Here is a 13,647-nt window from a genome sequence, read left to right on the forward strand (position 1 = left end):
GTCACCCATGGCAACGCTTGAAATCCGCGACCTGCACGTCTCCGTCGAGGCCGACAACGCCACGAAGGAGATCCTCAAGGGCGTCGACCTGACCGTGAAGCAGGGCGAGACCCACGCCATCATGGGCCCCAACGGGTCCGGCAAGTCCACCCTCGCGTACTCCCTCGCGGGTCACCCCAAGTACACGATCACCAGCGGTTCGGTGACCCTGGACGGCGAGGACGTCCTGGAGATGACCGTCGACGAGCGGGCCCGCGCCGGCCTGTTCCTCGCGATGCAGTACCCGGTCGAGATCCCCGGTGTCTCGGTCTCCAACTTCCTCCGCACCTCCGCCACCGCCGTCCGCGGCGAGGCGCCCAAGCTGCGCACCTGGGTGAAGGAGGTCAAGGAGACGATGGGCCGGCTCCAGATGGACCCGGCGTTCGCCGAGCGCAACGTCAACGAGGGCTTCTCCGGCGGTGAGAAGAAGCGCCACGAGATCCTTCAGCTGGAGCTCCTCAAGCCGAAGGTCGCGATCCTCGACGAGACCGACTCCGGTCTGGACGTCGACGCCCTGCGCATCGTCTCCGAGGGCGTCAACCGGGTCCGCGAGACCGGCGAGGTCGGCACCCTGCTGATCACGCACTACACGCGGATCCTCCGCTACATCAAGCCCGACTTCGTGCACGTCTTCGCCAACGGCCGCATTGCCGAGTCCGGCGGCGCCGAGCTCGCCGACAAGCTGGAGAACGAGGGCTACGAGGCATATGTGAAGGGTGGCGCTTCCGCGTGACACAGCTGCCGGGCCTCCTCGACACCGAGGCGATCCGCAAGGACTTCCCCCTGCTGGATCGTACGGTCCATGACGGGAAGAAGATCGTTTACCTGGACAGCGCTGCGACCTCGCAGAAGCCGCGCCAGGTGCTCGACGCACTCAACGAGTACTACGAGCGGCACAACGCCAATGTGCACCGCGGTGTGTACACGATCGCGGAGGAGGCCACGGCGCTGTACGAAGGCGCCCGTGACAAGGTCGCCGCGTTCATCAACGCACCCAGCCGCGACGAGGTGATCTTCACCAAGAACGCCTCCGAGTCGCTCAACCTCGTGGCCAACATGCTCGGCTGGGCCGACGAGCCCTACCGGGTGGACCACGACACCGAGATCGTCACCACGGAGATGGAGCACCACTCCAACATCGTGCCGTGGCAGCTGCTCTCGCAGCGCACGGGCGCGAAGCTGAAGTGGTTCGGCATCACCGACGACGGCCGCCTCGACCTGTCCAACATCGAGGAGATCATCACGGAGAAGACGAAGATCGTCTCCTTCACCCTGGTCTCCAACATCATGGGCACCATCAACCCGGTCGAGAAGATCATCCGCCGGGCCCAGCAGGTCGGCGCGCTGGTCTGCATCGACGCCTCGCAGGCCGCCCCGCACATGGTGCTGGACGTGCAGGCGCTGCAGGCAGACTTCGTGGCCTTCACCGGTCACAAGATGGTCGGCCCGACCGGCATCGGCGTGCTCTGGGGACGGCAGGAGCTCCTGGAGGACCTGCCGCCGTTCCTCGGTGGCGGCGAGATGATCGAGACCGTGTCGATGCACTCGTCGACGTACGCCCCCGCGCCGCACAAGTTCGAGGCCGGTACGCCCCCGATCGCCCAGGCCGTCGGCCTCGGTGCGGCCGTGGACTACCTCTCGGCGATCGGCATGGAGAACATCTACCGCCACGAGCACGCGATCACCGAGTACGCGGTGAAGCGGCTCCTGGAGGTCCCGGACCTGCGGATCATCGGCCCGGCGACGGCCGAGGACCGCGGCGCCACGATCTCCTTCACGCTCGGCGACATCCACCCGCACGACGTGGGCCAGGTGCTCGACGAGCAGGGCATCGCGGTCAGGGTCGGACACCACTGCGCACGGCCGGTCTGCCTGCGGTACGGAATTCCTGCGACCACGCGAGCGTCGTTCTATCTGTACTCCACGCCCGCCGAGGTCGACGCCCTGGTGGACGGTCTGGAGCACGTACGGAACTTTTTCGGATAATGGGCGAGCGGCTGAGGGTTGACTGGTGAAGCTTGATTCCATGTACCAGGAAGTGATCCTGGACCACTACAAGCACCCCCACGGGCGCGGCCTGCGGGACGGCGACGCCGAGGTGCACCACGTCAACCCGACGTGTGGCGACGAGATCACTCTCCGGGTGAAGTACGACGGCGAGACCATCGCCGATGTGTCGTACGAGGGTCAGGGCTGCTCCATCAGCCAGGCCAGCGCCTCCGTGCTGAACGACCTGCTGGTCGGCAAGGAGCTGGGCCAGGCGCAGAAGATCCAGGAGACCTTCCTGGAGCTGATGCAGTCGAAGGGCCAGCTGGAGCCGGACGACGCGATGGAGGAGGTGCTGGAGGACGCGGTCGCGTTCGCCGGCGTCTCGAAGTACCCGGCCCGCGTGAAGTGCGCGCTGCTGAGCTGGATGGCATGGAAGGACGCGACGGCCAAAGCGCTGTCCGAAGGGAAGACGGCATGAGCGATCACGGTACGCCGGAAGTACTGACCACCAAGCCGGCCTCCGAGGAGGAGGTCCGTGAGGCGCTGTACGACGTCGTCGACCCCGAGCTGGGCATCGACGTCGTCAACCTGGGCCTGATCTACGGCATCCACATCGACGACGCCAACATCGCCACCCTCGACATGACGCTGACGTCCGCGGCCTGCCCGCTGACCGATGTCATCGAGGACCAGGCGAAGTCCGCGACCGAGGGCATCGTCAACGAACTGCGGATCAACTGGGTCTGGATGCCGCCGTGGGGTCCGGACAAGATCACGGACGACGGGCGCGAGCAGCTGCGCGCCCTGGGCTTCAACGTCTGAGCCCATTGCCGACGACGAACGGCTGCCCGGCTTCGCGCCGGGGGCCGTTTTTCGTCGTTGTTTCACCTGCCGTACTCACGAGGTGTGTTCCTCGTTGGCACGGGTAGCGGAACCTACCCGCGACACCACGCCGACGAGAGGCATGCCGTGCTGCATCAGCTTTCGCTCCCCGACCGCAGGATGGCCGCCGCCGCGAGCGGAGTGCTCCTGCTGGCCGCGCTGGGGATCAACGCCCCCGCGCACGCCGCGAGTTACGGAACGCCGACGATCGCCTTCTCGGCCTCCTACCTCTCCGGTGCCGTCGGTGCCGGCGGTGACCCCGCGGTCACCGTCACCGTCGCGCAGAGCGGGGCCGACGCGAGCGCGCTCGGCGTGACGGCGTCCGCCAGCTCCAAGCCGTCCGTCGCCGGCACCGGGGACGTGACCGTGACCGGTACGGGCGCCACCCGGCAGCTCTCCGTCGCCGCGCACGGGCGCGGCTACACCGACCTCACGGTCAAGGTCACCGGGCTCGGTGGCAAGACCGCGGCCAGGAAACTTTACTACGCCGCCTCGGCCGCCGTGCAGAACGCCGCCGACACCCGCTACCTCACCGGCTCCTCGGACGCCTCGGCAGCCGTCGACGTCGGTGGCGGGTACATGGTCGTGGCCGACGACGAGTCCAACACGCTTCGCCTGTACGACCGTTCCGCATCCGGCGCGCCCGTGAAGAGCTGGGACGTCGGTCCGGAGCTCGGGGCGGACAAGGAGGTGGACATCGAGGGCGCGGCCCGGGTCGGCGACACCATCTACTGGACCGGATCGCTCGGCAACAACAAGGACGGCGAGTACAAGTTGGACCGCAACACCGTCTTCACCACGACGGTGACCGGCTCGGGCGCGGCCACCGCGCTGACGGTGGGCGGCGAGTACGGGAAGCTCCGGGGCGATCTCGTCGCCTGGGACAAGGCCAACGGCAACCGGCTCGGCTTCGCCGCGGGCACGGCCGACGGCGAAGTACCCAAGCAGATCGACGGGTTCAACATCGAGGGTCTGGAGTTCGCGCCCGGCTCGACGACCACCGCGTACCTCGGCTTCCGGGCACCACTGGTCCCGCCGAAGGCAGGCGGCAAGGCCCTGATCGTGCCGGTCACCAACTTCGACGAGGTGGCCGGCAGCGGGGTAAAGGCGGTCATGGGCGCGCCGATCGAGCTGGACCTCGGCGGGCTCAGCATCCGGGACATCCGCAAGAACGCCGCCGACCAGTACCTGATCGTGGCCGGTTCCTGGGCGGCCGACGACAACTCCGACCCGTACGCCCTCTACGCCTGGGACGGGGTCGCCTCGCACGCCCCGGTCAAGCGGGCCGAGCTGCCGACCGCCGACGCGGGCGGCTGGGAGGCCGTCGTGGACGTTCCCGACCTCACCGTTCCGGGCGCCCGGACGCAGCTGATCACCGATGCCGGTTCGGCCGACCTGTACGGGGACGGCACGGAGGCGAAGGATCTCGACCACGCCGAGTGGAAGAAGTCCCGCGCCGTCCGGTTCACCGTCGGCGGCTGACGGGCCGGACAGGCGGGCCCGGGGCGCGGTCCTACGGTCCGTACGGCGGCGGCGGTGCGGCGGTCGCCGCCTCCGCCAGGGCCGGGCCCAGGTTCTCCGTGCGCATGCGCCGGTCGACGTAGAGCAGCCCGGTCACCAGCTGCGGGAACGTCGCCGCGATGAACTGGCTGATCAGCTGCCCGAGCGCCATGATCACCAGATAGCCGCTCATGGCGAAGGCGATCGCGGCCGGGTTCGGGTCCTCGTCCAGGGTGGATCCGCCGATCACGCCGGAGAACATGCCGAGGAACGAGAACGGCATCTGGATGACGTAGCTCGCGACGTAGGCCATGCCGAGGGCCAGCAGGGTGATCCCGAGGATCCGCCACCAGTCGCCGCGCACCAGCTGCGCGGAGCGGCGCAGGGCGGCCACCGGGGACTGCCCCTCGAACACCACGGCCGAGGGTGCCAGGCAGAACTTCACCCAGAGCCAGATCGCGAGCGGGGCGGTGGCCAGGGCACCGAGGAAGCCGAGCGCGGTCCACAACGCCAGGTTGCCCCCGTACTCCAGGGTGATGGAGCCGATGATCACCGCGAAGATGCCGACCACCAGGAGCACCATCGGGACCATCACGATCAGGAGGGTCAGGACCACCGTTCCGAACACCGCCGGCACGCGGGCCCAGGCCCGGCGCCAGATGAAGGAGAAGGTGGTGGGCCTGCCCAGCACCGCCTCCTGCAGGATCGCGGGCACGGTCGCGTACATCATGGCCGTGGCGACCGCGAAGGCGATCATGGCGACCAGCCAGACGACACCGAAGGCGACCACGATCGGCACCACCTCCGAGGACCTCGGGTCCTCCTCGGCACTGAGCGAGATGACGGTGTGCAGCTGGTCGCTGACCGCGGAGTACGCGATCAGGGCCGTGGCGGCCATGAGCACCACCGCCCCGCCGTACACGGCCGCGCCGATGCCGAACAGCTGCTTCCAGTAGCGCCCCATCGTGCTGAAGGCGCCGCCGAGTATGTCCCCGAGCTTCAGGGGCACCAGCGGTATCACCCCCGGCTTCGGCGGTGGCATCCAGCCACCCCATCCCGGCGGACCCGGGGGCCCTCCGTACGGTGCTCCGCCGCCCCACCCTGCGTCCTGCGCCACTGCTGCTCCGTCATGTGTCGTTGTCCGGTGTGCTGGTCGGGACACCGTAGCGTCCCCGCTGGCCGAAAGCGCTCGTACCGTCGTTCGGGCGGCGATGCGTACACTCGTACACATGGGATACGGACTGCTGGCCGCGGCGATCGCGGCGGAGGTGGCCGGCACGACGGCCATGAAGTACAGCGAGGGCTTCACCCGGCTCTGGCCCTCGCTGATCACCGTCGCGGGATACCTCGTGGCCTTCGGACTGCTCGCCCAGACACTGAAGACGCTGTCGGTGGGCACCGCCTACGCGATCTGGGCGGGGATCGGCACCGCGGCCGTGGCGGCCATCGGCATCCTCTTCATGGGGGAGTCCGGCAGCCCGGTCAAACTGGCGGGCATAGCGCTGGTCATCGCCGGAGTGGTGGTGCTGAACCTGGGCGGGGCCCACTGATGGTGCGCCGTTACGACCCCGAGCGGCGCGACCGCATCATCGATGCCGCGATCAGGGTGGTCGGCGCCAAGGGCATCGCGGGGCTGAGTCACCGCTCCGTCGCCGCCGAGGCCGATGTGCCGCTCGGCTCGACGACGTATCACTTCGCCTCGCTGGACGAGCTGTTGATCGCCGCGCTGCGCCGGTCGAACGAGAACTTCGCCGAGGTCATGCGGGAGAGCGAGGCGCTGGCCGATCCGGCGGCCGACCTCGCCGAGGAGCTGGCCCGGCTGCTGGGGGAGTACTTCTCCGGCGGACGCGGGCGGGCCGAGCTGGAGTACGAGCTGTATCTCGCCGCGCTCCGCAGGCCCGCGCTGCGGCCCGTCGCCGCCGAGTGGACCGACGGCACCGCCGAGCTGCTGTCCGGGCGCACCGATCCGGTCACCGCGCGGGCGCTGATCGCGCTGATGGACGGGATCTGTCTGCAGGTGCTGCTCACCGGCGGCGAGTACGACGAGGCGTACGCACGGGAGATGCTGCGGCGGATCGCCGGTTGACGGATCCGGCCGCGGGCGCCGGTTGACCGATCCGCGCGCCGAACGCCGGGTATCGGCTCCGTCCCCGTGCGCCGGCTGATCGCTCCGCCCCCGATCGACGGAACGGATGACCGCTCCGTCGATCGCGTGCCCCTCACACGCCGGCCGGGCCCCCGTTCCGTACCGCCGCCAGGGCCGCCCGGACGCTCGCCTCGATGTCGGTGATCGGATACAGCGCCTCGCGGACCGTCCGGTCGCGGCCCACCACCAGCGTCAGCCGCTTCAGCCGGCTGATGCCGCCCGCGCGGAAGGTGGGCAGGCGCAGCGCCGCCGTCAGCTCCAGCTCCGCGTCGGACAGCAGCGGGAACCGCAGCCGCTCCGCGTCCGCGAAGGCCCGCTGCTCGTCCGGGCGCTGGGTGGAGACCCCATGCACGGTCGCGCCCGCCGCGGTGAACTCGGCCAACTGGTCGCGGTACGTGCATGATTCGAGCGTGCAGCCGCTCGCGCCCGGGATCTCGGCCCAGCCCGGCGGATAGGCGTCCCGGCGGGCGTAGGCGCCGGGGAAGAAGTACAGAACGGTGTACGGGGTGCCGGCGACCGGGTCGCGCGGTGCCCCGTCGAGGTCCAGCAGCCGCAGCTCGGGCAGGCGGGTGCCCACCAGGGCGTGCACCCGGGCCGCCTCCTTCGAGGCCTCCGCGGTCGTCGCCATCATTTCCCCTTCTCCCAGTACCCAGGTGTCGCCCCAGTCCTGGAGCGCGATCAGTACGGGCAGCAGCGCGCGTCCACGCGGGGTGAGGCGGTACTCGTACCGGGGGGGCCGGTCCTGGTACGGCTCCCGGGAGAGCACCCCCGCGTCGACCAGCAGCCGCAGCCGCTCGGTCAGCACTTTGCGGGACACGCCCAGCTCCTGCTGGAGCGCGTCGAAGCGGTGCACCCCGCGCGCCGTGTCCCGCACGATCAGCAGGGTCCACCAGTCGCCCACGACGTCGAGCGCCTGGGCGATCGCGCAGTCGGCGTCGGCCAGGCTGGTGCGCTGGGGCATCGGCTCCTCCGTCCGTCTCCCGTATTCGCCGCTTACCGGCTTGACCTGCAGGAAACCACGATGCCATAGTCCGTTCCCAAAAGGAACTCACTGGGGAGGGTGCTGGGGATGAGCTTTTTCGGGGTCGTGCGGGACGTGCCGCGCACCGTACGGCTGCTGGCCTTCGGTTCCTTTCTCAACGGGGTCGCCAGCTTCACCTTCATCTACCTCTTCGTCTATCTGACCGGGGCGCGCGGACTGAGCGTCCCGCAGGCCGGAGTCGTCGCGGGCATCGGCGGCCTCGGCCTGGTCGCGGGGAACTTCACCGGCGGCTGGTTCGGCGACCACTACGGCCACCGCCGGATGCTGCTGACCGGCGCCCTGGTCAGCGGGGCGGCGCTGGCCGCGCTGCCGGTCCTGCCTGTCGCGGCGATGTACGGGGTGCTCCCGCTCGCGCAGTACGCGGCGGGCGTCGTGCGCGCCGCCAACTCCGCGCTCGTCGCGGTCTTTGTCCCCGAGGGCGGCAGGCGCCAGAGCTTCGCCCTGGTACGCGCCGCGGGCAACGCCGCGTTCGCCGTCGGCCCGCCGCTCGGCGCGCTGATCGCCGCCCACTTCTCGTACGGCTGGCTGTTCGTCGCCGACGGACTCGGGACCCTGCTCTTCGCCGGGTACGCGGCGGCGGTGCTCCCCGCCCGCGGCACCGCGCACGCCCGGCCGGACCGTGACCCCGGCGCGCCGGGCCTCTGGCGGGAGCTGCGGGCCAGGCCCGCCGTGCTGGTCCTGCTCGCCGCGATCCTCTGCGTCGACCTCGTCTACCGGCAGCAATACTCGACCCTGCCCGTCTTCCTCGCCGAACACGGCCACGGCGACCAGTTCTACGGCTGGCTGCTGGCCGTCAACGGAGGGCTCATCCTCCTGCTGGAACTCCCCGCCGCCCACATGCTGCGCCGCCGGGCGCCGCTGTCCATCGTGGGCACCGGGCTGCTGCTGGTGGGGCTGGGCTACGCGGTGCTGATTCCCGGCGCCGGGGTGTTGTCCGCCGTCACCATGATGGCGGCACTGACCGCCGGCGAGATCCTCTACAAGACCACCGCGACGGCTTACGTGGCCGACCAGGCACCGGACCACGCACAGGGCCGCTTCCAGAGCCTGTACGCGGGCGCCTCCATCAGCGGCCAGGTGCTGGCGCCCCCGCTCGGTGGTGCGCTCTACGCCCACGCGCCCGGACTGCTCTGGCCCGCCTGCGCGGTGCTGGCCTGCGGCGCGGGGGCGGCGGTGCTGGCTGCCAGGGCCTCTCGTTCGGATCCCGCCGGGCTCGCGGGGTCCGGCACGCACTCCCCCAAGGCCTCAAGGGCCAGGGGGACCCCCTCCGCGTTGTCGTCGGTCGCCGACGCGCCGCGTCGACTCCCTCCTCCGCCTTGCGATCGCACGCACCGGACCCCGCTCCCTGATCCGGCCTGATCCGAACGAAAGACCCTGTGCGGCTGCGGGGACCGGTGCGCGAGGCGGCCGCCGTACCGGTGCCCGAACGGCAGACACAGCCTGGCTGACCTGGCAGGTCCGGGCTCCAGGGCCGGACCTGCCCACCCGGCGAGACCGGTTGGCCCCGGTGGTGCCTCGCCGGTTAGGTTTCGTGTCATGACCGACACGACTTCTGCTCGCACCACCGGCGCCGTCGCCGCCGGCCTCGCCACCATCGCCGGCGACGGTTCCGTTCTCGACACCTGGTTCCCCGCCCCCGAGCTCACCGCCGAGCCGGGCCCGGCCGGAACCGAACGGCTCACCCCCGACCAGGCCGTCAACCTTCTCGGTGAGGGCGCCGGCAAGGCCATCGGCGTGGACGCCCGCCGCGGTGTCGAGGTCGTCGCCGTACGTACGGTCATCGCCTCGCTCGACGACAAGCCGCTGGACGCCCACGACGCGTACCTGCGTCTGCACCTCCTCTCGCACCGCCTCGTCCAGCCGCACGGCCAGAACCTGGACGGGCTCTTCGGCCTCCTCACCAACGTCGCCTGGACCTCGCTCGGCCCGGTCGCCGTCGACGACGTGGAGAAGGTGCGGCTGAACGCCCGCGCCGAGGGCCTGCACCTCCAGGTCACCTCGGTCGACAAGTTCCCCCGGATGACGGACTACGTCGCGCCGAAGGGCGTCCGGATCGCCGACGCCGACCGGGTCAGGCTCGGCGCGCACCTCGCCGCCGGCACGACCGTCATGCACGAGGGCTTCGTCAACTTCAACGCCGGCACCCTCGGCACGTCGATGGTCGAGGGCCGCATCTCCGCCGGTGTCGTCGTCGGCGACGGTTCCGACATCGGCGGCGGCGCCTCCACCATGGGCACCCTCTCCGGCGGCGGCAAGGAGCGCATCGTCATCGGCGAGCGCTGCCTGATCGGCGCCGAGGCCGGCGTCGGGATCGCGCTCGGCGACGAGTGCGTCGTCGAGGCCGGGCTCTACGTCACGGCCGGCACCCGCATCACGCTGCCGGACGGCCAGATCGTCAAGGCCCGTGAGCTCTCCGGAGCCTCGAACATCCTCTTCCGCCGCAACTCGGTCACCGGCGCCGTCGAGGCCCGCCCGAACAACGCGGTCTGGGACGGCCTCAACGACGTCCTGCACAGCCACAACTGAGGCCGCCCGGCCTCAGAGTGTCCGGGAGTAGGCCTCGCGGCGCCCGCGCTGCCTACTGCCGGACACTCTCAATCGGTGGCGCGCAGCAGTTCCTCGTAAGCCCTCCGCAGCCCGTCGGTCGCCCCGCGTCCGGCGGGCTGCAGCGGTTCGCGGACCGGTCCGGCGCCGAGCAGCGCCTTGGCGGTGACCGTGCCGGGGAGCCCGGAGGCCATCATCGCCTCGGCGAGCGGGAGGACCAGGCGGTTGAGCCGGGCGGCCCGCGCGGTGTCCCCTGCGTCGAACGCGTCCAGGACCGCCCGCAGCGCACGGGGCGCCACATTGGCGACGGTGCTGACATAGCCCGCCGCGCCCACCGCGTACAGCGGCAGATTCAGCTCCTCGCAGCCCGAGTAGTACGCCAGCGAGGTCGCGCCGATCACCTTCGTGGAGCCCAGCAGGTCGTACGCGCAGTCCTTCACGGCCACGATGCGCGGGTGCTCCGCGAGCCGCAGCAGGGTCTCCGGCTCGATGCGGGTGCCGGTGCGGCCGGGGATGTCGTACAGCATCAGCGGAAGGCCGCTCGCGTCGGCGACGCGCCAAAAATGCGCCTCGACGGCGGGCTGCGGCGGCCGGCTGTAGTACGGCGTCACCACCAACAGGCCGTCCACGCCCGCCTGTTCGGCCTGCCGGGCGAGGGCGATCGTGTGCCGGGTGTCCGCGCTGCCGACCCCGGCGACGATCGGTACACCGTCGCCGACCGCCGCCCGGACCGCCCGCAGCAGCGTGGTCTTCTCGGCGTCGGTGGTGGTCGGGGACTCGCCGGTGGTGCCGCTGAGCACCAGTCCGTCGCAGCCGTCGGCGACCAGGGCGACGGCATGCTTCCCGGCCGCGTCCAGGTCCAGCTCGCCGGATTCGGTGAACGGCGTGATCATGGCGCAGAGCGCGCGGCCGAAGGGGGGCGCTGGTGAGGTCATCCTCGAAGTGTCGGCCGACCGGACCGCGAAGGTCCACTTAGATCTGCTTGGGGTGAGCGGCAAGCAGGACTGAACAGTCGCGGGTTCGCGCCCACGAGTCTGGCATGATCGAACGACTGTACGGCAGGCCGGGACCGGGGTGGGTGCGTGAGCATGCGAGGACTGACGCGGGCGGGGACCGGCAGTCGGGGGCCGCTGGCGGCCGGGCTGCTGGCCGGGGTGCTGGGGCTGACGCTCTCCGGATGCGCCGGGTTCCTCGTGCCGGCGGGCGAGGGCGAGCCGGAGCCGACGCCCAGCGATCCCTACCGGGTGCACGCCGACAAGCTGCCGACGCCGTTCCCCAGCGTCTCGGTCGGGGTCTTTGACCGGCCGGGCGCGCAGGGGCCCGCGCCCACGCCCACCGTCCCGGCCGGCTGTCCGTCCTCCGGCGTCGTCGTCGACATGGGCGAGGTGGAGGCGGCGCTCGGCCACCGGGCCGTCGGACTCACCCTCACCAACTGCGGCAGCAAGCCGTACCGGGTCCACGGCTACCCGTCCGTCCGGGCCCTGGACGAGGCAGGCGACCCGCTGGCCGTCCCGGTGAACCCCGGCTCCTCCTACATGGGCACCGACCGGGGGCCGAAGGAGGTCATGCTGGAGCCGGGGCAGACCGTGCGCTCGCTCCTGGCCTGGGTCTCCACCCCGACCGGCGGCGACCTCATCGAGGGCGACGCCCTGGAGATCGCACCGGCGCCCGGACTGGAGGGGCGCACCTTCCCGCTGGAGGGCAGCGACGTACGGCTGCTCGACGAGCTCAACATGACCGCGTGGCGGGCCGCCCCGTAGCGGAGCGGCGGCGCGGGGTCAGAGGGCGAGCTTGAAGCCCTCGTGGCTGCGGGCGAAGCCCAGCGACTCGTAGAACCGGTGCGCGTTCGCGCGCCGCTTGCCGCTGGTCAGCTGCGCCAGCCCGCACCCGCGCAGCCGGGCCCGGTCCACCGCCTGCTTCATCAGCTCCCGGCCCAGCCCGCCGCCCCGCCGGTCGGCCCTGACCCGTACCGCCTCGATCAGCACCCGCTCCGCGCCGCCCCTGCCCAGCCCCGGTATGTACGTCGCCTGCGCACAGCCCAGCACGGTGTCGCCGTCCACCAGCACCAGCATCTCGTTGCGCGGGTCGCTCTCGATGGCGGCGAAGGCCCCCTCGCACGCGTCGTCGACCACGACCGAGGCCGGATCGACGACCCGTTCCTCGTCGGCGAGCAGGGCGAGGACGGCGGGCAGGTCGGCGCGGGTGGCGGTGCGAAGGATCACGTTCCGGAGTCTGGCACGGGCGCCGGAGCACCCGGCGCCCGGCCCACGGCCCGCCGGCCCGGTACGGTCAGCGGCGCGCCATGTAGAGGCTGAACGCCTTGTGGAGCACCTTGTTGAGCGGGTAGTCCCACTCGCCGATGTACTCGGCGGCCCGGCCGCCGGTACCGACCTTGAAGCGCAGCAGGCCCAGCAGGTGGTTGCTCTCGTCCAGGGTGTCGGTGATGCCGCGCAGGTCGTAGACGGCCGCGCCCCGCTCGTGCGCGTCGCTCATCATGCGCCACTGGATGGCGTTGCTGGGCTGGACCTCGCGCTTGCGGCCGGTCGAGGCGCCGTAGGAGTACCAGACGTGGTTCCCGACGGTCAGCATCGTCGCGGCGGAGAGCGTCTCGCCCTCGTACCGGGCGAGGTAGAGCCGCATCCGGTCGGGGTCCTCGGCCCGCAGCGCGGTCCACATCCGCTGGAAGTAGCCGAGCGGACGGGGGATGAAGCGGTCGCGCCCGGCCGTCTCGCGGTACAGCTCGTAGAAGGCCGGGAGGTCCTCGTAGTCGCCCTCGACGACCTTGACGCCCGCCTTTTCCGCCTTCTTGATGTTGCGCCGCCACTGCTGGTTCAGATTGCCCCGGATCTCCTCCAGCGACAGCCCGGCGAACGGGACCTGGAAGACGTACCGGGGCTGCCCCGCGCTGAAACCGTCCTCGCTCTCCTCCTCGCCGCGCCGCCAGCCCAGTGCGCTCAACTGCTTCACGACCTCGCCTGCCCGCGGCTCCCGCGCGTCCGGCTCCACGTCGCGCAGGCGGCCGGCGGCCGGGTCGGCGATGGCGTCCTTCACCGTCCGGGCGTCCCAGCGCCGGGCGACCACCGGCGGGCCCATCCGCACCGAGAACGCGCCCTGCGCCTTCAGATGCGCCAGCATCGGATCCAGCCACTCACGCAGACCGCCGTCGTGCCAGTCGATGACCGGACCCTCCGGCAGATAGGCCAGATAGCGCTTCACCCGGGGGATCGGCCGGTACAGGACGAGCCCGGCCCCGATGATCCGCTCCCCCGTGCCGTCCCGGTCGAACCAGCCGATGCTCTCCGCACGCCAGTCGGGCTTCACATCGCCCCACGACGGAACCTGCATATGGCTCACGGCCGGCCGGCTCGCGACGAACGCCAGATGCTCATCGCGGCCGATCGTCCTGAGATGCGGTGCCATGCGGTACTCCGTTCGTTGTGCTGTCGGTGGGTCCGACGGTATCGACGGGGCGTGCTGTTGACCTCGAGCGGACTTGACGTATCAG

At 71.1% G+C, this 13,647-nt stretch carries 15 protein-coding genes; 10 read left to right on the forward strand and 5 right to left on the reverse strand.

Features of this window, described 5'->3' with window-relative positions; genetic code table 11:
• The first annotated feature begins 7 nt into the window (after positions 1-7).
• The 5 genes from sufC (at position 8) to ACIRJP_RS04790 (ending at position 4,392) form a co-directional block, all read left to right on the forward strand.
• Positions 8-772 carry a Fe-S cluster assembly ATPase SufC gene (gene sufC, locus ACIRJP_RS04770; protein WP_266736468.1) on the forward strand — a complete coding sequence of 255 codons (765 nt, stop codon included), beginning with the start codon at positions 8-10 and terminating at the stop codon, positions 770-772.
• The gene (locus ACIRJP_RS04775) at positions 769-2,025 is read left to right on the forward strand and encodes a cysteine desulfurase (protein WP_351255300.1); all 1,257 of its coding nucleotides are present in this window, start codon (positions 769-771) and stop codon (positions 2,023-2,025) included. Before sufC ends, ACIRJP_RS04775 begins: the two co-directional genes overlap by 4 nt.
• Positions 2,026-2,050: 25 nt before the next feature.
• On the forward strand, positions 2,051-2,506 hold the full coding sequence (gene sufU / locus ACIRJP_RS04780; protein WP_072483050.1) for a Fe-S cluster assembly sulfur transfer protein SufU: 456 nt from the start codon (positions 2,051-2,053) through the stop codon (positions 2,504-2,506).
• Positions 2,503-2,850: a metal-sulfur cluster assembly factor gene (locus ACIRJP_RS04785; protein WP_266736465.1), complete on the forward strand. Its 348-nt coding sequence runs from the start codon at positions 2,503-2,505 to the stop codon at positions 2,848-2,850. The genes sufU and ACIRJP_RS04785 overlap by 4 nt, the downstream gene beginning before the upstream one ends.
• Positions 2,851-2,997: 147 nt before the next feature.
• Positions 2,998-4,392: a DUF3616 domain-containing protein gene (locus ACIRJP_RS04790; RefSeq protein ID WP_404168132.1), complete on the forward strand. Its 1,395-nt coding sequence runs from the start codon at positions 2,998-3,000 to the stop codon at positions 4,390-4,392.
• A gap of 31 nt (positions 4,393-4,423) precedes the next feature.
• Here ACIRJP_RS04790 and ACIRJP_RS04795 read toward each other — a convergent pair whose 3' ends face one another.
• Complete coding sequence (locus ACIRJP_RS04795; protein WP_404168134.1) at positions 4,424-5,452, reverse strand: hypothetical protein; 1,029 nt, start codon at positions 5,450-5,452, stop codon at positions 4,424-4,426.
• Positions 5,453-5,639: 187 nt separating this feature from the next.
• Between ACIRJP_RS04795 and ACIRJP_RS04800 the strand changes: the two genes are divergently transcribed.
• Together ACIRJP_RS04800 and ACIRJP_RS04805 are read left to right on the forward strand one after the other, a co-directional pair.
• Positions 5,640-5,960 carry a multidrug efflux SMR transporter gene (locus ACIRJP_RS04800; protein WP_124718537.1) on the forward strand — a complete coding sequence of 107 codons (321 nt, stop codon included), beginning with the start codon at positions 5,640-5,642 and terminating at the stop codon, positions 5,958-5,960.
• On the forward strand, positions 5,960-6,496 hold the full coding sequence (locus ACIRJP_RS04805) for a TetR/AcrR family transcriptional regulator (protein ID WP_266736459.1): 537 nt from the start codon (positions 5,960-5,962) through the stop codon (positions 6,494-6,496). The genes ACIRJP_RS04800 and ACIRJP_RS04805 overlap by 1 nt, the downstream gene beginning before the upstream one ends.
• 133 nt (positions 6,497-6,629) lie before the next feature.
• On the opposite strand, the gene ACIRJP_RS04810 is transcribed toward ACIRJP_RS04805, so the two are convergent.
• Positions 6,630-7,517, reverse strand: coding sequence for a winged helix-turn-helix transcriptional regulator (locus ACIRJP_RS04810; RefSeq protein ID WP_404168136.1), 888 nt, complete (start codon positions 7,515-7,517; stop codon positions 6,630-6,632).
• A 108-nt stretch (positions 7,518-7,625) separates the two neighbouring features.
• On the opposite strand from ACIRJP_RS04810, the gene ACIRJP_RS04815 reads away from it, so the two are divergent.
• Together ACIRJP_RS04815 and dapD are read left to right on the forward strand one after the other, a co-directional pair.
• Complete coding sequence (locus ACIRJP_RS04815) at positions 7,626-8,957, forward strand: MFS transporter (RefSeq protein ID WP_404168138.1); 1,332 nt, start codon at positions 7,626-7,628, stop codon at positions 8,955-8,957.
• Positions 8,958-9,134: 177 nt separating this feature from the next.
• Entirely contained in the window at positions 9,135-10,124 is a 990-nt protein-coding gene (dapD, locus tag ACIRJP_RS04820) for a 2,3,4,5-tetrahydropyridine-2,6-dicarboxylate N-succinyltransferase (RefSeq protein WP_404168140.1), read from the forward strand.
• A 68-nt stretch (positions 10,125-10,192) separates the two neighbouring features.
• Here dapD and dapA read toward each other — a convergent pair whose 3' ends face one another.
• The gene (dapA, locus tag ACIRJP_RS04825; protein ID WP_404168142.1) at positions 10,193-11,077 is read right to left on the reverse strand and encodes a 4-hydroxy-tetrahydrodipicolinate synthase; all 885 of its coding nucleotides are present in this window, start codon (positions 11,075-11,077) and stop codon (positions 10,193-10,195) included.
• A 153-nt stretch (positions 11,078-11,230) separates the two neighbouring features.
• Here dapA and ACIRJP_RS04830 point away from each other — a divergent pair, with 153 nt between their 5' ends.
• On the forward strand, positions 11,231-11,902 hold the full coding sequence (locus tag ACIRJP_RS04830; RefSeq protein ID WP_404168144.1) for a DUF4232 domain-containing protein: 672 nt from the start codon (positions 11,231-11,233) through the stop codon (positions 11,900-11,902).
• Between the two features lie 18 nt (positions 11,903-11,920).
• On the opposite strand, the gene ACIRJP_RS04835 is transcribed toward ACIRJP_RS04830, so the two are convergent.
• The gene (locus tag ACIRJP_RS04835; protein ID WP_404168146.1) at positions 11,921-12,364 is read right to left on the reverse strand and encodes a GNAT family N-acetyltransferase; all 444 of its coding nucleotides are present in this window, start codon (positions 12,362-12,364) and stop codon (positions 11,921-11,923) included.
• Positions 12,365-12,431: 67 nt separating this feature from the next.
• Positions 12,432-13,562, reverse strand: a complete 1,131-nt coding sequence (locus ACIRJP_RS04840; protein WP_404168148.1) for a lipid II:glycine glycyltransferase FemX — start codon at positions 13,560-13,562, stop codon at positions 12,432-12,434.
• Positions 13,563-13,647 lie beyond the last annotated feature (85 nt).

The sequence above is a fragment of the Streptomyces sp. NPDC102437 genome (assembly GCF_044765565.1).
Lineage (GTDB): Bacteria > Actinomycetota > Actinomycetes > Streptomycetales > Streptomycetaceae > Streptomyces.